The organism is Evansella sp. AB-P1 (assembly GCF_029688925.1).
Lineage (GTDB): Bacteria > Bacillota > Bacilli > Bacillales > Salisediminibacteriaceae > Evansella.
The window spans coordinates 401,580-419,264 of sequence record NZ_JARUKY010000001.1 but is presented as its reverse complement, the minus strand read 5'-3'; the positions used below and the strand labels follow the sequence as shown (position 1 = coordinate 419,264).

At 35.2% G+C, this 17,685-nt stretch carries 15 protein-coding genes and 1 pseudogene; 10 read left to right on the top strand and 6 right to left on the bottom strand.

From position 1 onward, the window contains the following. Nucleotides 1-264: 264 nt before the first annotated feature. The 5 genes from QA612_RS01930 to QA612_RS01910 all read left to right on the top strand — a co-directional run bounded on the left by QA612_RS01930 (nt 265) and on the right by QA612_RS01910 (nt 2,990). The gene (locus QA612_RS01930; RefSeq protein ID WP_278282043.1) at nt 265-1,173 is read left to right on the top strand and encodes a TIGR01777 family oxidoreductase; all 909 of its coding nucleotides are present in this window, start codon (nt 265-267) and stop codon (nt 1,171-1,173) included. Nucleotides 1,174-1,246: 73 nt separating this feature from the next. Beyond that, complete coding sequence (locus QA612_RS01925) at nt 1,247-1,372, top strand: YfhE family protein (RefSeq protein WP_278282042.1); 126 nt, start codon at nt 1,247-1,249, stop codon at nt 1,370-1,372. Between the two features lie 58 nt (nt 1,373-1,430). After that, nucleotides 1,431-1,592, top strand: a complete 162-nt coding sequence (locus tag QA612_RS01920) for a YfhD family protein (RefSeq protein WP_278282041.1) — start codon at nt 1,431-1,433, stop codon at nt 1,590-1,592. Nucleotides 1,593-1,795: 203 nt separating this feature from the next. Next, on the top strand, nt 1,796-2,002 hold the full coding sequence (locus QA612_RS01915; RefSeq protein WP_278282040.1) for a PLDc N-terminal domain-containing protein: 207 nt from the start codon (nt 1,796-1,798) through the stop codon (nt 2,000-2,002). Between the two features lie 115 nt (nt 2,003-2,117). After that, nucleotides 2,118-2,990 (top strand): hypothetical protein, encoded by an 873-nt coding sequence (locus QA612_RS01910; protein ID WP_278282039.1) that lies wholly within the window; start codon nt 2,118-2,120, stop codon nt 2,988-2,990. 109 nt (nt 2,991-3,099) lie between these two features. Here the strand turns inward: QA612_RS01910 and QA612_RS01905 are convergent, their stop codons facing one another. Together QA612_RS01905 and QA612_RS01900 are read right to left on the bottom strand one after the other, a co-directional pair. Then, the gene (locus tag QA612_RS01905; RefSeq protein WP_278282038.1) at nt 3,100-3,921 is read right to left on the bottom strand and encodes a FixH family protein; all 822 of its coding nucleotides are present in this window, start codon (nt 3,919-3,921) and stop codon (nt 3,100-3,102) included. Nucleotides 3,922-4,184: 263 nt separating this feature from the next. After that, nucleotides 4,185-4,727: a histidine phosphatase family protein gene (locus QA612_RS01900; protein ID WP_278282037.1), complete on the bottom strand. Its 543-nt coding sequence runs from the start codon at nt 4,725-4,727 to the stop codon at nt 4,185-4,187. Between the two features lie 436 nt (nt 4,728-5,163). Between QA612_RS01900 and QA612_RS01895 the strand changes: the two genes are divergently transcribed. After that, a complete protein-coding gene (locus QA612_RS01895) occupies nt 5,164-5,376 on the top strand; it encodes a helix-turn-helix transcriptional regulator (RefSeq protein ID WP_278282036.1) in 213 nt (70 codons plus the stop codon). Then, a complete protein-coding gene (locus tag QA612_RS01890; RefSeq protein ID WP_278282035.1) occupies nt 5,369-5,884 on the top strand; it encodes a hypothetical protein in 516 nt (171 codons plus the stop codon). Before QA612_RS01895 ends, QA612_RS01890 begins: the two co-directional genes overlap by 8 nt. A 125-nt stretch (nt 5,885-6,009) precedes the next feature. Here QA612_RS01890 and QA612_RS01885 read toward each other — a convergent pair whose 3' ends face one another. Together QA612_RS01885 and QA612_RS01880 are read right to left on the bottom strand one after the other, a co-directional pair. Further along, a complete protein-coding gene (locus tag QA612_RS01885; protein WP_278282034.1) occupies nt 6,010-6,570 on the bottom strand; it encodes a DUF6944 family repetitive protein in 561 nt (186 codons plus the stop codon). A gap of 141 nt (nt 6,571-6,711) precedes the next feature. After that, nucleotides 6,712-7,260 carry a DUF6944 family repetitive protein gene (locus QA612_RS01880; protein WP_278282033.1) on the bottom strand — a complete coding sequence of 183 codons (549 nt, stop codon included), beginning with the start codon at nt 7,258-7,260 and terminating at the stop codon, nt 6,712-6,714. A gap of 289 nt (nt 7,261-7,549) precedes the next feature. Here QA612_RS01880 and QA612_RS01875 point away from each other — a divergent pair, with 289 nt between their 5' ends. The 3 genes and pseudogenes from QA612_RS01875 to QA612_RS01865 form a co-directional block, all read left to right on the top strand. Continuing rightward, complete coding sequence (locus QA612_RS01875) at nt 7,550-9,493, top strand: glycoside hydrolase family 127 protein (protein WP_278282032.1); 1,944 nt, start codon at nt 7,550-7,552, stop codon at nt 9,491-9,493. A 176-nt stretch (nt 9,494-9,669) separates the two neighbouring features. Next, nucleotides 9,670-9,870, top strand: a complete 201-nt coding sequence (locus tag QA612_RS01870) for a hypothetical protein (protein ID WP_278282031.1) — start codon at nt 9,670-9,672, stop codon at nt 9,868-9,870. 18 nt (nt 9,871-9,888) lie between these two features. After that, nucleotides 9,889-10,191: pseudogene (locus QA612_RS01865) on the top strand (peroxiredoxin family protein); the annotation flags it as partial. Nucleotides 10,192-10,493: 302 nt separating this feature from the next. On the opposite strand, the gene QA612_RS01860 reads toward QA612_RS01865, so the two are convergent. Then, nucleotides 10,494-16,025, bottom strand: a complete 5,532-nt coding sequence (locus QA612_RS01860; protein ID WP_278282030.1) for a bacterial Ig-like domain-containing protein — start codon at nt 16,023-16,025, stop codon at nt 10,494-10,496. Nucleotides 16,026-16,603: 578 nt separating this feature from the next. Then, nucleotides 16,604-17,665 carry a tartrate dehydrogenase gene (locus tag QA612_RS01855; protein ID WP_278282029.1) on the bottom strand — a complete coding sequence of 354 codons (1,062 nt, stop codon included), beginning with the start codon at nt 17,663-17,665 and terminating at the stop codon, nt 16,604-16,606. Between the last annotated feature and the right edge of the window lie 20 nt (nt 17,666-17,685).

Genomic DNA, 17,685 nt, shown 5'->3' with positions numbered 1-17,685 from the left:
GTGCTCCAACGACGTGCATATGCTTCACGAATAAACTTCGAGTTGTCTCGACTGATTAAGCTTCAGAGCAACACAGTGCTATGCTGTGGTAGAGAAAGAAGCGTTCTAGACGACTGCAAAGCTACCCTGAAAATAGATAATACTATGTTTTGCTTGCATAGGCAGTCTACCCTGTAAATTAGATGCTTCAGAAGTGTAAGACAGTCAAAGTAAGTAAAAAGACAATCCAATAGAGAATAAACAAAAGAAAGAGGAGGTATACAAATGAAAATTGCTATTGCAGGTGGTTCAGGCTTTATTGGTAGCGAAGTGACTTCAAAGCTAAATCAATTAGGACATGAAGTCTATATATTAACTAGAAAAAAGCAAAAGGAAATTGGTGATTCAAATGTCACCTATGTTCAATGGTTATCAAATGAATTAAAACCTGAGGAGGAGCTTGAAGGAATAGAAGCGTTTATTAATTTAGCGGGAGAAAACCTTAATAGCGGACGTTGGACAACCTCTAAAAAAGAGGAAATATTACACAGTCGAATAGACGCTACAAAAGAAGTTATTCGAATTATAAAAGCATTGAAAAAGAAACCAAGTGTACTCATTAATGCTTCAGCAATTGGGTTTTATGGAACTTCAAAAACAGAGACATTTGTTGAGGACAGTCCCTATAAAGGGGATGATTTTTTAGCAAACGTCGTGCAACAATGGGAAAGGGCCGCTTCTGAAGCTTCCACTGAAGGAGTCCGTGTCGTTTATACTCGATTCGGAATGGTATTAGATAAAAATGAAGGGGCATTAAAAAAAATGAAGCTTCCCTTTCAATTGTTTGCTGGCGGAAGACTAGGTTCCGGCGAACAATGGATCTCTTGGGTTCATATTGAAGATGTCGTACGGGCCATTATTTTTTGTATAGAAACTCCTGCCGTTCATGGAGCAGTTAATGTAACTGCGCCAAATGCTGTTCGAATGAATGAGTTTGGAAAAACACTAGCTAACATCCTCAACCGTCCATACTGGTTTCCAACACCTAAATTCTTATTACGAATTGTCTTAGGTGAGATGAGTATTTTAGTTGTTGAAGGTCAACAAGTATTCCCTAAAAAACTAGAAGAGCATCAGTTTCAGTTTGAATTTAAAACATTAACTAAAGCACTAGAGAATACTCTAAAAGAATAATTGTAAAAATTTGCATACTTTATAATTTTTACGATCATACTAGTTATGAAAAATACTTTAATGGGGTGAAATGATGGAAAGCAAGAAAAGAAAAGTAAAAGAAGAGAAAAAAACATTGAGTCGTACACAAGAAGTTTTATATCAATCAGAATTTAAAGCGGCTGATCGAGCTTTTAGCAGAGCTAAGAATAACTTGTAATTAATCATAGCTACGGAATTTACGCTTTCCAACACCTTTAGATGAAAGGACGAAAGAAATGGCTAACGAAAGAAATAACAACAATAAACAACAACAAATACCTGATATTCCTGAAAATCAAAAGGTGGAGTATTCTAAAGAACTAGCAGATAGTGAAGATCGTGAAGCAATCAATCGTATGGAAGAAGCTAACCAGCGTGTTAAAAATAGTGAACAATAAATAATAAAGTATGCGAAGTCTTTAATATGTTCCTTAATATTAAAGTACTTCGCCTTTTTATTTTTCCATAGAATTAACAGCAGAGTTTAATGATATGAAAAGTTAAATAATACTGAAAAAAGTGTAAATTTCTCTTTTAAGGTGGGCAAATAACAAAAAGACAGGTATCATAGAAGTAAGAGGAGAAAAAAGGGGTTTTTAGAATGGGTGATTTTTACGGAACTATTTTTATTTTTCTTCTATTTATAGGTATCCTGTTTGTCTTAAACATCGTCACTAGTATATGGGCGTACCGGGACTCATTAAGAAATGGTAATAGTAAAGAGTATAGTATTATCGTTCTTATTGGAACATTATTTTTCCCAGTATTAGGACTTATTGTTTATTTAATCATACGAAGAGATTCTTAGAGTAACATTATCTTCCTTCTTGTTGCTTTTTGTTCTAATTATCATAACCACACATCACCTCAATACATGATGAGATTTTTTAAATTTTGATTTTTGAAAGGAATGGTGAATGTTAATGAGTATACTCCCTCCGAGCTTTTTAGGAAAAAAAGTGTATATTGATAGTACGAAACAACGATATTATGTCGTCAGGTATGAGGAACCAAGTGGACTGAAAAAGGTAAATGTGCTGCTTTTCGATCAAGATGCTCCTATTATTTTTGCTGTTTTACATCACGATGGACGATTCCTAGATTCTTTTTATCTGACTAACAAAACTACCCAAGAATCAGCCAAAGCGATGGAACGTTATAAAAAAATCGCAGAAAGAAAAAAACAACATAAAGTAACGCAGGATGATTTAAGAGATGCCTTAAAGTCTGAAGAAGATGCAAAAATGAAAAATGAGAATATTTTAAAGCACCTTGTTGACGAACACCTTGAAGACATTAAACACCTTTGGCCATCACGACTACTAACTCTCCAGAAAACTGATGGGAAATCAGATAACTCCTTAATATTAATAGCCCTTGAAGAAGCATTAGACCAAGCTAATGCCACAAAGTCCTTTCAATTTTTAGTCCAACACCGTTATGATTCCCTAATTCCAGCACTTGGGAAACACTATGAAAACCATCCCAACTTATTAGATGATGTAACAAACTATTATTTAAGTCATAACCATAGAGATATTGTTGAGCAATTCTTGGATGAAGCAACAAAAAATGTTTCTATCCATGAACATGATCTCATTGAACAGCTTTTGAATACAGCTAAACGGGTTGACCATATATACTATTCAAACACGATGCGTCATTTATTAAGTAAGTTATTTAAACGGGTTAAACACGAAACAAACGAATCTCCTAAAGAATGGTTAAAAGAAACAATTCATGATAAAAAGTTAAAACAATCCATCGTGGATACATTAAAAAAGAAAATAGGATAAGCGGGTTTAGAAAAAATAACTTTTCCTCGTATCCATATATAAATGAAATAATCCCCTTGTGTCTTTTACAAACAAGGGGATTATTTATTTCGTTCATATATGCTTATTTTTATTGTCCAACGATAGTTACTTTCTTTTGTACATGCTCATGGAGTTCATCATCCTCTATATGAATAATGATGTGATATTCCCCCAATTCCTCAAATACGTGTGAAACTGTATATAAACCAGCAGTTTCTTCCTCTGCTTCTAACCAGTCATGTACTTCATCTCCTGGCTGATACACTTCATACCTTAAGCGTCCTTCTGTCCAAGGAGCATCCTGCCATTCTACAAAGGTAGCCAATTTAACTTCCTCATGTAGCTTAACCTCTTCCCCCACTCTCCAATCTACAGCCATACTCTCATGTAGTTCATGAGAATGATGGTGGTCATCACCATGTTCATGGTCGTTATGATGGTCGTGGTCGTGGTTGTGATGGTGATCTTGGTCATCTTCTTGATAATAAGGATGATCATCAGGTACATCCCCAACCATAATCTCTCTAACAGGCATTTGATGCATGCCTCTTGCTGTCACATGTGGTTGAATTAAGTAAATGTTCACTTCTGGAAATTGATACGTTATTTCATAAACCCCATCATCTTCTGTAAGATGAGCTTCAATAAAATCACTTTCTTCCTTTTGTCCATGCTTCCAAATTTCAAATAACACTTCACTTGCATCATTTACCTTTTCTTCACCTTGTGTAACAAAGGCTTGAAGGACAACATCTGTATGAGGATCAACTTCATCTGGTGCAATAATTTCTACTCCTAGTGGATCAAAGTTGATCTCACCACTAGAGGAATTATTATTCTCTGATTGTCCACAACCTACTAATAATGTACCTATTATGGTATATATAACAACTAATAAAACACGTTTCATTATTTTCACCTCAATAATTTTGTTTCTCCCCTGAAAATAGCTGATATCAAAATTTATAGTTTTAGCAAATAAAGGTCAGGTTAAACTTTCGTTACACCCCTAACGGATGAATCTCCCTTGAAATGAAAACTTTCATCCTCCATGTTGCAAAATTTCACTTGCATTGGAACTCTACCTTATATAATATAAATGAAACATGTAACAAATACGACTAAAATGCCTAATCAAGTTCCCCTTCAAAATGTATTCTCAATGCCTCTCCATTAATCGTTCCAAATCCCCTTAACATTTACCCCTTTTTTATCTAATGTTAATAAAAATACATCTGGGTTTGTTAATAGTTTCCATTGATCAAATCCAAATTGATGATCAAAATAGTTTAAAAGTAGTGCCATTAAATTCCCATGAGTAACTATCACACTTGAATCTACATCGCTTTGTACTATATCATCAATTACTCCAACAATCCTACTCAATGCTTCTTCACTTGATTCTCCACCAGGAAATTTTAAATTCTTATTATGGAACGTTTCTTCTAATTTCTCCATCCAGTCAGGTAAGTCTTCGGTGCTCAAAACCCGTTCAACTAAGCGTTGATCGATTTCTATGTTTATATCTTTTTTATTAGACAACGGTTTGATAGAATCAACTGCCCTCGTATAAGGGCTTGAAATTATTCGGTTAACAGGAATACTCGTAAAAAACTCCGCTAATTCATAAGACTGATTAACTCCTTCATCTGTAAGTCGAGACTCAGCAGGTTGTCCTTCAGCTTTGCAATGTCTAATAATATAAATTTTCTGCATGATTTAAGGCTCCTTTTAAGCAATCTCTCACAAAATAGTATTTATTAACCTTTGTCTACATTAAAAACCATTTGTAATTTCTTTACATTTCTGATTAAGTATATCATTACTTTGAATAGTATCATAATTCACAAATGAATTGTGGCTAATAGTCCATTTTTTCTTTTATTTAAAAATATGACGTTTCTTTGAATTTTACAAATCAAATTAACTATGTCTATGAAAGCTGATAGCTTGTGAATGGCTTGTTTGCACCTTTAGTCATCCCTTTCGATTTTACGAGGACTTTTTGCGCATTTAGTAGATAAAGATTATCGTTTTAATACAAATATATATTTCCCACAAATAAATTTGTTAATAATTATTTACAAAATGTTAATAATACTTTACATTATGTATATAAAGGTTAACATTATTCCTTAGGAAGGAGTTAACAATGCTTCGGAATCGAATAAAGGAATTAAGAGCCAGACATGGTTTTTCACAAACTGAGTTAGCAAAACGAGTTGGGGTAACAAGACAAACGATCGGATTTATTGAAAAAGGGGAATTTTCACCATCAATAACTTTATCTTTACGTTTAGCAAAGCAATTGCAAATAACAGTTGATGAACTCTTTTGGTTAGAAGGAGGGGATGAGGATGAATAAAAGCGACTTGCGTGTACAATTCCCATTATGGAATATTGCTTTGTGGATAATTTTAATGATTTGGACATATGGGGTTGTTTATGCAGTAGATATGTTACTTATAGATTTTAAAGGTGTTTTTGAAAACGTAAATGGTGTGTTAATCATCAACTGGCATGTACCAGAGATTCTATCTATTTATATCGGACTCCTCTTGTCCATCATATTTTTCATTGCTTATTTCATTAGAATTAAACAGCACAATAAAGAAAATCCTACTAATAAATTGGTAGGTATTAGTTTCTTAAAACCAAGTGAATTTTTAGAGGACGACGAAATGCTTCGACAAGTAACGGAAAAGGCAACAAAAAATGTGTATGTTATGTATTCTCACGGACTACCACTAATTATTTTCTTTTTAATAGTTTTTGACACCAGTCGTTACGTATATATCCTATTGCTTTTCCTATTGTTAATCATTCATAATGCATTGTTTTACCGTGAAATTCGAAAGTTTTTAAGAGGGTAGAATAATAGTTAATGGTTTTATATGAGGAGTTATACTTCAGTTAATTTAAGATTTAATTAACTTTAACCTAACCGCAAAAGGGGAATTAGCTCTGAATAGGTTCTGCCAATAAAAGCAGTTTCAGTCTAATTTCCCTCCTCTTCTGAAAAAACTTCCTTTAATCCTGGTGTTACAGAAATTGCTTGTATGACAGTTCCAAAGCCCTGGATCCATTTCCCAATATTCCTTAATTGATCTCCTCTTGTTTCTTCATCTATTAGTATATTTAGTACACCTATCGCTTCAATAATAGCCCCGACAGATTGAATAGCATTACCAAATGCTTTTGGTGGGTTTTCGTCACTTCTTGCTACAGCTGTCACATATGAACCTAATGCTTGAAAAGAATCACTTATTATCTCTATTTGATTATTTAATTTATCATCCACATATATTTCACGATGTGCAATAATTGCATTTGAGGTAGAGGCAATCCCTTGGATCACATTACCAATTTCCGCAAGTGGATCCTCCATTTCAGCCTTCGCAATCATGAAATTACCTAAACCTTGTATACTGTCTCCAATAACTCGTATCCTTTTTCCATCAATACTGTCTTGAATCTCAATACTCACACCAGCAGCAGCAATATTGGCTCCTAGTGCCTCAACCCAGTTTCCAACAATATATAATATTGGTTTTGACACTTTTATCTCCACCTAATGACCAAATTGCAAATTGTGTTCTTATATTCTACTCGTGTCAATGCACTTTTGTTAGAAAACGTTAACAGTTTAAAGCCCTTATATCTATAGGAACAAAGCTTCACAAAATTGCTGAAGCTTTGTTTATGTTAAATATTCTCTTGTAGCTCCTACAGCTTGATACGTGGTACCAAAGGATTGTAACCAACCACCTACCATTTCGATTTTCTGCCCCGCTACACTATTGGATGATATGGCGATATAAACTCCAATTCCTTCTATAGCTGCACCAATAGATTGAAGTAAATTACCATACACCAACTTAGGATTTTGACCTAACCTTTCAATAGAAGCAAGCATAGAACCAGTTGATTGCAAAACATCACCTAAAATTTCAAGATGCTGTTCTTCTAAAATATCCATATCTAAACGGTCCTTCATGCGATATTCTGCAATGGAATTTGCCGCTGTTCCTGCAGCTTGAATCCAGTTTCCTGTTTTCGCACCATCATCTTCTACATTCGCTATTGCCTGTAAGCTATTCCCTATTCCTTGTACTGCATTACCTACACTTCCAATTTGCAATCCTACACTCATTGGACCTGTTACTTGTTTTGTTTCCCCAATGGCAGCAATCGTTGCTCCAATTGACTCAACCCAGTTACCAATAACATCTAATAATTGATCTGACATCTTCCTCGCCACCTGTTTGTTGAAACTCATACTCATACCCATACACAATATATATTTATTCAATAGTTCTTAATTAGTTAAACATACAGAAGAAAAGAAACTCAATAAAATAATTCCGAGATAGTTAACCTTTTAAATCAAATATTTTATAGGAAAGTCCACTGTTCTACTTAACACTTTATGATATGATTTTCATAAGAAAGAATAGTAAGAAGAATCAAATTACGCCTAAATACCCTGTAAACTTCATTTCATTGTTCTTAAATTAAAAGAAAAGGTGAGTGATCTTTTGAAAGGGCATGCAAAAGATATTAAACCTAAAGTGACAGTAAATGATCGTTTTTGGAAAAGAAAAATTGAGGTTGTTCAGAAAGAAGTTATTCCATATCAATGGAAAGCATTAAATGACCAACTTTCTGATGCAAAACCTAGTCATGCAATAAGAAATTTTAAAATTGCTGCTGGTGAGGAAGAGGGAGAATTTTACGGGAAGGTCTTTCAGGATAGTGATGTTGCGAAATGGTTAGAGGCTGTTGCCTATAGTTTAGAAACGTTACCGAATCCTGATCTTGAAACGATAGCAGATGAAGTAATTGATTTAATTGGACGAGCACAGCAAAATGATGGTTACTTAAATACGTATTACACTATAAAAGAGCCTAATAAACGTTGGACAAATTTAAGAGACAATCATGAACTATACGTTTCAGGCCACCTTATCGAAGCAGCTGTAGCCTATTATGAAGCAACAGGAAAGAAAAAATTTCTTAACATCATGTGCAAAAATGCAGATTACATCACCTCAGTTTTCGGGCCACATAAACACCAAATACAAGGCTACCCTGGTCATCAGGAAATAGAACTTGCTTTAATTAAACTCTACAGAATAACAAATAAGGATGCATATCTACAGCTAAGTAAATTTTTTATAGAACAACGAGGCAAGGAACCTCATTACTTTAAATTAGAAGCAAAGAAAAGAAATGATGATCGACCGTTTCGCGGTGAGTTAAAGTACAAATACAACCAGTCTCATACCCCAGTTTTCAACCAAACAGAGGCTGTTGGGCATGCTGTTCGTGGTGTTTACATGTATACAGCCATCGCTGAACTAGCCTCTATCACAGGAGATAACACATTTATTGAAACTGCAAAAAAATTATGGAATAATGTTACAAAAAAGCAAATGTACCTAACTGGTGGTATTGGGGCATCCCCTTTTGGAGAAGCCTTCAGTACAGACTATGATTTACCTAATGATACTTGCTACAATGAAACCTGCGCATCAATCGGCCTTGTTTTCTGGGCAAATCGTATGCTCCAAATGGAGAAAAAGGCTGAATATGCGGACGTTTTAGAACGAGTAATATACAATGGTACGATTAGCGGGATGGATTTAAAAGGAAATAAGTTTTTTTACGTTAACCCACTCGAAGTTACACCTGAAGTAATAGAGAACCGTCATGACCATAAGCATGTGAAGCCAGAGAGACAAACATGGTTTAAAACGGCCTGCTGTCCACCCAATCTTGCTAGAATGGTCACTTCCATTGGGAAACACATTTATTCCGTTGAAGACCAACAATTATTCATTCATTTGTATATGGGAAACGAAGGAGAATTTATAATAAACGGTACACCAGTATCAATTGTACAGAAAACAACTTACCCTTGGGAAGCTACTGTGGAAATAGAGGTATCCCCTGCTCAGCCTAATGACTTTACATTGGCGTTACGGATTCCGGGTTGGTGTCAACATGCAACTATTACTATTCAAGGAGAAGTTTTTAATATTGCTGATAATTTAAAGGATGGGTATGTTTATATTAGAAGGAATTGGAAGGAAAATGATTTGATTCAATTACATTTTCAAATGGAAGTACAACGAATTAGATCAAATCCAAAAGTTAGAGAAAACGTAGGAAAAGTAGCCCTCCAGCGTGGACCGATCGTTTATTGTATTGAAGAGTGTGATAATGGAAGTGACCTCCACGGTATTGCCCTTCCGAGTGACGCTAAACTTTCCGCTACATATGACGAAAATCTACTTAATGGCGTTGTTTATATTTCTGGAGAAGGAAAAAGAATCAGTGAGACATCTGAAAAAGAAGAGCTCTATAGCACAATCCCTATGACAACCAACAAAGTAGAGCTTAAAGCTATTCCTTACTACGCATGGTGCAATCGTAAACCAGGTGAAATGAGAGTATGGATCAATAACCAACTCCAATAACATGTAAACAAATGAAAACGCTTGAATTCAAGCGTTTTTACTATTTTTTTGTTGTACTCTAAGCTTATCGTTCTCTTTTTTCCAGGCGGAAATGTTATTATTAATATTACATTAAAAGTTTAATACAATATTTCATCTCTAAAAGGGAAATTTTATATTGTTGGGAGGATTTGAATGTGAAAAAATTATTGCTTTCGTTTTTACTAATAACCCTTTCTATTATTATTATTGGATGTAGTAACGGGAATAATGATACTACTTATGAAGCGTACAATGATGAAGATTTTAATATTTCACTAATCAATATAAACGGTGAAAATGTTAACATTTCTCCTGATCAAAAAACCATATACGCATACTTTACAGGAATTGGCTGACAACTCTGTCTTTCTCAGCTAGTTGAGTTGAGCAATAATATTGATAGAATAAACGAAATGAATATCGAAGTAATTGGTATAAGTCCATCGCCACCTCAAGATCACGCAGCTTTCAAAGAAGAAAACAATCTAAACTTTGAAATCTATACTGATTATCAATACGAATTTGGTGGTCGTTTTGGATTTATTGACTTAGGAGAAAGTACAATCCACCGTGGTTACGTTGGAGTGAATCCAGAGTCAGATAATATGATCGTTGAAGTAGATTACTTAGTTGGGCAACAGTTAAATGCTGTTTTAGAGAAGATGAAAGATCTATAATATAAGAAAAGCCCAAGGCGCCCCAATTACGCCTAAGTACAGCCTACGTCCTGTAGGCAACGGCGTAATATCAACATCCTGTCTCCCACCGATATGCAAATGTCCCGGCCGTTACAAAGTGCGTTTTACTTTTTATGCGGACAGAACATTTGACACGAGGTGATGGCGCCTGGAGCTAGCCGCTTTTTTGGCAAGTTAACCACATGAGAGAATTTTATAATTATCTAAACAAAAAAGGCGAGGATCTCCTGTATTTTAGGAGATCCCCGCCTCTTATATTTATGAAAACGTACGATTAACTGTTATACTAAATTCTTCTCTCTACGTCCTTTTACGAAGAATAAAGCTAATCCTAAAGTAATTAGGGCTAAACCAATTAATAAGAAATTGTATAGGCCACTAAATGTGTTTGGAAGTTCATCTTCTTTCGTCTCTTCTTTACTTGACTCATCTGAAGCTGTATTATCCTCATTCACATCATTAGAAGCTTCTTCACTAACTTTCGTTCCTGGGTCTACATTCTCGTCTCCAGTTCCTGGATCTACATTCTCGTCTCCAGTTCCTGGATCTACATTCTCATCTCCAGTTCCTGGATCTACGTTCTCATCTCCAGTTCCTGGATCTACGTTCTCATCTCCAGTTCCTGGATCTACATTCTCATCTCCAGTTCCTGGGTCTACGTTCTCGTCTCCAGTTCCTGGATCTACGTTCTCGTCTCCAGTTCCTGGATCTACATTCTCATCTCCAGTTCCTGGATCTACATTCTCATCTCCAGTTCCTGGATCTACATTCTCAACTTCCAATACTGTATAAATACTAAAGCTGTTTGTTGAGTATGTGAATACTCCGTTTGAGTAATCTCCACCTTCTCGTACTTCCCACTCATCCGTTGCTTCATTTAATTTAGCTACTCTTAAATTGTTTACATCAGTTACGTTATCTGAATCAACTTGGAAAGCAAGAACTACTGGATTTTCTCCAAATTCACTAATAACATTTTCACCATCAGAAATGGTAAATTTGTAGATTTTTGATCTAACTTGCTTATAAGCAGGAACAATTACATTAGTTTGCTCTTGCTCTGTTACATCAATCGTAATTCCTTTACCAGAATTAAAGTGAATTGCCGGGATGGATACTTTCACGCTACTTCTATCAATTTCCACAGTAGTACCTTTTTCTACTAAAATATCTACTTGCTCACTTGTAAAGGAAACTCTAGAAACATTTGCTGCATTTACAGCTAATTTTCCTTGTGGAGCTAGTTTTTCAATTTTTTCATTTGAAACGCTTCCTGTTTCTGGCTGATCTTCATCAACTTCAACCTCTGCTTGGACTTCAATTCCCATAAACTCGTTGTAAACCGCCCAAAGGTCACCCCATTGGATTTCACCGTCTGCATTTCTCTTAACGGATACGATTTCACCTTGATCGTTGAAATTAAAGATTTGCTGCATGCTTTCAAAAATTTCTTCTGAAGGCTCTTCTCCAGCTAAGTTAGCAGTTTGTCCTGATCTAAACATATAGTTATTATCTGCATTTAAGTGTGATGGATAGTTATCATTTGCTTTTGGTACTGCATCTGTACGTAAAGATACAAATCCATCAATCGTGAAATCAGTCGGAATGTGCGCATACGTTGTTAAGCTTAAGTTTGCACCCACGTTGTTAAAACCAATGTTGTTTCTAGTAACTAAGCCAGGGTTACTGTTACTTGTAATACCGAAGTAACCATTATCAAAAGCTAAGTTATTTTCGATAATGTGTGGTACATGTACCCCTTCTCCACCAAGTTTAAAACCATTTTTACCTGCATTTCCTTCATAACCATTCGTTAATGTACCATTACCGAATGCAATGTTATTTCTTAATGTAACAACACCAATTGGACCAGTTCCTACTTTTGTATATAAGTCCCAACCATCGTCAATGTTGTTATGAGAAACGTTTCCTTCAAATACGTTTCCGTTACCAACAGTAAGCTTTGCTGCAAATCCGTCTGCATTGTTTTCAGATGGGTCACGGTTATCGAATGAAATATTATTTAAGATTAGGTTATAAGACGGCCAGTTATCTCTATTATTTTCTGTTGTGTCTGTACGGCTGATTTGTAATCCAGTATCTCCGTGCTCATATAGACTTACGTTTTCAATAATATTGTGGCTACCACCTATTGTATATCCTTTTGTATTACCAGCGGAACGTGCAAAGTCTAGACCTTTTACATGCCAGTAACTTCCGCTATGAACAACACCTTCAGATCTTCTATCGAAGTCAATCACTGGACGTGTTGTTGCGTCTGGGTCAGCAAATAAGTGCTTCATTGCATCTTCTGTTCCATCGTTAAACTTCTTAATCTCAATGTTAGAGTTACGTACATAATTACCTTCCATTACGAAGATATGTTGTCCAGGTTTTACATAATCGATAGCAGTATCAAGATTAAGTGGATTTTCTCTAGTTCCATCACCATTTGGAGTACCAGTAGGTGATACGTAAATATCTCCACCTTCTGCAAATGTTTTGTTTGATACTGTTACGTTATGAACGATTTGATTATAAGATGTTAAGAATTGCGTATCGTCCGGTAAGAATGTTGTACTAAAGTTGGTAGTACTATTTCCTGTTAGGGTTGCAGGTACTTCAAGAATTTCTCCTGCTATTACCTCTACATCACGTGCGATTACTTCTAATCCTTGTTTTACTGTTACAACACCATTAACATTTGGTCTAATTAATAGATCATAGTTTGTAAGTGGTGTTCTACTTAATGATAAATATTCAAAGTTAGGTGTAACAGGCTCTGCCGGAGGTTCTACTCTCGGTGCATCCGTTGCTGCTGCCGTTACAGTAAACTCAATGTTATTAACTTCAATTGTTGCAAGACGAGCAGTATAGAATCCTACATACATTTTTCCATCTTGTACATTTAAAATTTCAGGTTCGAAAATTGTAGTTTCTTGACCATCATTTAATTGTCCTACAAAACCACTATTTGTTTTTGCAAGCGTTAAACGATATTCTGTCTCTGGATACGTGTTATTTGCAGCAGGTCTTTCATTGTTTAACATAATACGTTGAACACCTTGGCTACCTTCACCATCAGCTGCAACTACTCCTGTACGGGCAAATAACTGTGTACCATTTGCTTCTCTTGTACCACCACTAAATCCACCGATTGCTGCAATGTTTGAAGCAAATACACTTGCATCTTGAACATCATTAACAGCATCTCTTGCCATAATACCGAATGACTCTTGCCCATCATGTGGTGTTTTAGCATACTCCACTACCTTAATATCTGCTGATAAAACAAAGTTATCTTCTGAAGCATCAAGTTCAGTATAGTAGAATGAAATACCATCATGGTCTCCAGTAATTTTTCCGCCACCTTCTAAAGCAACAATTTCAACGGTTCCACCTTTTTCGTTAACATAGTTTCTTGCATCTGAAGTAGACTGTCCAAAACGCATGGATTTCCACTCAACTTCAACCGCTTCTCTAACTGTTACGCTAAAGGAAATTGGATTAATAGAAGTATCGTTAGGGACGACTTCCATCGCATATGTTCCAGCGTTTTCATTATCAAAAGATGAAGTTTCAACTGTATACGCATCTTTAGCTAAAACTGCACGATCTTCATTATCATACACTCTTGAAATTTCTAATTCTGTTAAAGCTAATTCCTCGCCAACAACATAAGTCGTTTGCGGATAGTTTGTTACTTCGATTGCAACTAATTCTTTCACTTTTACTTCAAACGATAACGTTGCCGTTTTCCCTTTATGAGTTAACGTAACTTCTCTTTCTCCTGGTGTTGAAGTATCTAGACTTGAAACAGTGTATTCATCAGCAGTAAGCCTTACTGAATCGCCATTGCCGTATTTAGCGTAAAGACTTAATCCTGCAAGGTCTAACTCGTCACCAATGAAATAAAGCTGTTTTACAGGTAAACGTTTAATCTCTAATCCTTCAATCTCTGTATCCTTTACATATACATTAAATGTTGTTGTAATTTCAGGAGTTTCAGTAGATTGTACTATAACCTCTGTTGTACCTGCATCTTCAAATACGAACTGATTTCCTTCCGTTAACCCTATACTATTAATAGAAAACGTATATTGCTCTGCATTTAATTGCATAGATTGTCCATTATTGTAATGAGCAATAACTGAAAATCCTTGAGGGTCAAAGACATCCCCTTTAAAGTAATCTGTTTTTGCTGGGAAGTATCGAATTTCTAAATCCGTTACAGTTAGTCCCATAATATCAAGATTTACTTGTGCAGTTTTTCCATTGTAATTAATTGTAATTGTGTTTGTTCCAACTTCACTACTATTAAAGCCAGTTACAATGTAGTCAGATTGTGATAAGGCTTGTTCACTACCATCAGAGAACTTTGCTGTAACTTTTAATCCAGTTAAATCTAAGTTTTGTCCCATTAAAATTTCTGTATTCATATCACTTGCGTCAACTACTAACTCTTCTACTACTCTAGCATCTACTTTAATATCAAAGTTGCTAAAGGTAACGTCAGCACCACGAGCTACATATAAACCAGCGAAAATATTATCAGTGAATAAGTTGTCTAATGTTAATGGATCACTTTCAATACCATTTGCAGTTACAACATACGTGTCACCAGATTTTCTAATAGAAAGGTCATACACTTCATTTTCACCTGGTACTCTTAATTGTGAAAATGGATCAAGCTTTATTTGTTCTGAACCTACTTTATAAAAACCTTTCACACCAGCGATGGATTGGTTGTTCAGATCAAGTGCACCTAAAGCTACATAGTTTGCTTCATGACCGCCACTAGTACCGTGTTCACCAATTTCATCACGTAACATTAAACCGAATGAAACTTGGTTATCTCCACCATTAATACTATTTACAGTTGCTCTTGTTGTAATTTCAAAGTTTGCATCTGCTGGTACTTTTTTATGGTAAAAAGAAATTCCATCAACTGAACTAGAAATCTTTCCGCCAGTAGCAACGATACGCACTCCATTTTCAGTAACAGTTGGATCTTGGTTTCTGTCAGATGTTCTAGTGTTGTCTCCAAAAGCACTAAATTCCCAGTCTCCAAGGTCAACTTGCCCTTCCATTTCAAAGTTGATATTGCTAAACGTTACGACTGTATTTCTTGACGTGAAAAGTCCAGCGTAGTTTATTTCACCATTGTAATCTTCAATGATCATTTCTTCTCCATTTACAGAAATAATATATAGATTACCAGACTTTTCAATAGTTAAATCGTATTGTTGATCTGCTGTTGGTACGGCTGCACTTTCAAATACGTGGTCGTTTTTCTGAATTCCAGATTCCTCGTATTTATAAAAACCTTTCATGACTTGGTCAAGAGCACCTACTGCAACATAGTCACCAGTAAATGTTCCTTGGTTTTGGTTTTCTAATATGTTTCCTCTAAGCATAAGACCAAAGGAGACTTGGTTATTTGCTGTCCATGAGTCAACATGTGCTGTTGCTGATAGTTTATAGTTTGCATCTGCAGGAACATCTTCAAAATAATATGCTATACCTTCAGAACTCCCTGCAATTTTCCCTCTATTATTAATACTTTTAAGTGTTACTGTTCCATCTCCATTTTCAGTAATTTCAAAGTTGTCACTATTTATATTTGATTGTCCACCATTATCGCCCATAACACTCCCGCGCCAATCGCTTGAAATGTTAATCATCCCTTCAAATGGATCTGGTTCTGGATCTCCTTCGCTATCTGAACCTGCAGCTAAAACAGTTAGATTCATATTAGATAAAATTAATAAAAATACCATCAATGATGCAAAAAAACGCTTGTACTTTTTCAATAAAAAAACCTCCTCGTTGTTCTAGTTAGTATTATAAGAATCAAGATAAACGTTATATCCCGAAGTTCCTCCTCCCTCTAGAATAAGAAAATATAAAATCATTGAAATCTAAACAAAATTCATATGACTTAGAAAACATAATTATAGTAATCATATGCGTTTACTGTGTTTTATAGTTTTTTAAAAAACTATTAATCTGTAATCTAAATTTTATTTTTTATTACTTTAAAAATATAATTTTCATTCTTCTAAATTATATTAAGTGACATTGTCGAGATTTGTCTAATTCAATCACCACAAAATTTATTGTAATCGTTTTCATACATATAGTCAATTTATTTTTTTACCTAGCCTTATGTTAAATAATCCCTATTATAATAGGATTTATAATCTATTAATCGAAATTTCACTTTAACAAAAATCCCTCCTATTCTATGTATCTACTATCCTTCATACAAAATTTTAGCCCTATTTCCCAAGAATCCCCCAAAAGAATAAATATCTTCATTTAAATAAAAAAAGTTGATAAAACTACTGTAAAATAGTTTTACCAACCTTTTATTTTTAATCAATTCAGATTATTTAAGCTTTTTAACTCGATCAATAATAGCATTACTCACTTCAGAAGTTGATGCTTTTCCACCAACATCTGGTGTCTTTATTCCTAATTCCGTAACATCTTCCACTATTTCAATAAGCTTTGTTCCTAGCTCTGTTTCATCAAAATGATCAAGCATCATTTTACCTGTCCAAATTTGCCCAATTGGATTGGCAATTCCTTGACCAAAAATATCAGGAGCTGAACCATGAACTGGTTCAAACATAGATGGGAAGGTCCCTTCTACATTCAGGTTAGCGGCTGGACCAATACCGATGCTTCCCATTACCGCAGCACTTATATCTGTCAAAATGTCCCCAAATAAATTACTTGCAACGATAACATCAAAATCAGCGGGGCGAGTGACTAAAAAGGCAGATAGAGCATCAATATGAGTAGACCTCGTATCTACATCTACATAATCTTTTGCTGTTTCCTTAAATACCTCGTCCCAAAATGGCATAGAGTAAACAATTCCATTGGATTTCGTTGCACTAGTAACATGATTCCGTCTTTTTTTCGCTAATTCAAAAGCGTAACGAATAGCTCTTTCTGTTGCCTTCCGAGTAAATACAGCATTTTGAATGACTATCTCATCATCCCCACTGTGAATGCGGCCCCCAATTTCACTATATTCACCTTCACTATTTTCGCGGATCACAACGAGATCAAAACCATTTGCATTAGTAATTGTTGGGTTTATACCTCGTAATTGTTTGGCATAACGGACATTCAAGGATTGCTGAAAACCTCGTCTAATTTTAATAAGAAGCCCCCAAAGAGATACATGATCAGGAACTAGTTCTGGATTACCAACTGCCCCTAGAAAAACAGCATCACTTTGAGATAGCTGATCTAAGCCATTTGCAGGCATCATTTCCCCGTGCTCTAAATAATATTCACAACTCCACGGGTATTCTTTCTTTTTGAACTGAATTCCTCCATGAACTTCAGCTACAGCATCCAATACATTTAATGCATGAGGCATAATTTCTTTTCCTATTCCATCACCAGGTATTACTGCTAATTCAATCGTTTTCAACGTATTTCCCCTCTTCCTTT

What these genes read in the sequence shown, in the direction of transcription:
- QA612_RS01930 (WP_278282043.1), top strand. Translation starts at nt 265, where the DNA reads ATGAAAATTGCTATTGCAGGTGGTTCAGGCTTTATTGGTAGCGAAGTG.
- QA612_RS01925 (WP_278282042.1), top strand. Translation starts at nt 1,247, where the DNA reads ATGGAAAGCAAGAAAAGAAAAGTAAAAGAAGAGAAAAAAACATTGAGT.
- QA612_RS01920 (WP_278282041.1), top strand. Translation starts at nt 1,431, where the DNA reads ATGGCTAACGAAAGAAATAACAACAATAAACAACAACAAATACCTGAT.
- QA612_RS01915 (WP_278282040.1), top strand. Translation starts at nt 1,796, where the DNA reads ATGGGTGATTTTTACGGAACTATTTTTATTTTTCTTCTATTTATAGGT.
- QA612_RS01910 (WP_278282039.1), top strand. Translation starts at nt 2,118, where the DNA reads ATGAGTATACTCCCTCCGAGCTTTTTAGGAAAAAAAGTGTATATTGAT.
- QA612_RS01905 (WP_278282038.1), bottom strand. Translation starts at nt 3,921, where the DNA reads ATGAAACGTGTTTTATTAGTTGTTATATATACCATAATAGGTACATTA.
- QA612_RS01900 (WP_278282037.1), bottom strand. Translation starts at nt 4,727, where the DNA reads ATGCAGAAAATTTATATTATTAGACATTGCAAAGCTGAAGGACAACCT.
- QA612_RS01895 (WP_278282036.1), top strand. Translation starts at nt 5,164, where the DNA reads ATGCTTCGGAATCGAATAAAGGAATTAAGAGCCAGACATGGTTTTTCA.
- QA612_RS01890 (WP_278282035.1), top strand. Translation starts at nt 5,369, where the DNA reads ATGAATAAAAGCGACTTGCGTGTACAATTCCCATTATGGAATATTGCT.
- QA612_RS01880 (WP_278282033.1), bottom strand. Translation starts at nt 7,260, where the DNA reads ATGTCAGATCAATTATTAGATGTTATTGGTAACTGGGTTGAGTCAATT.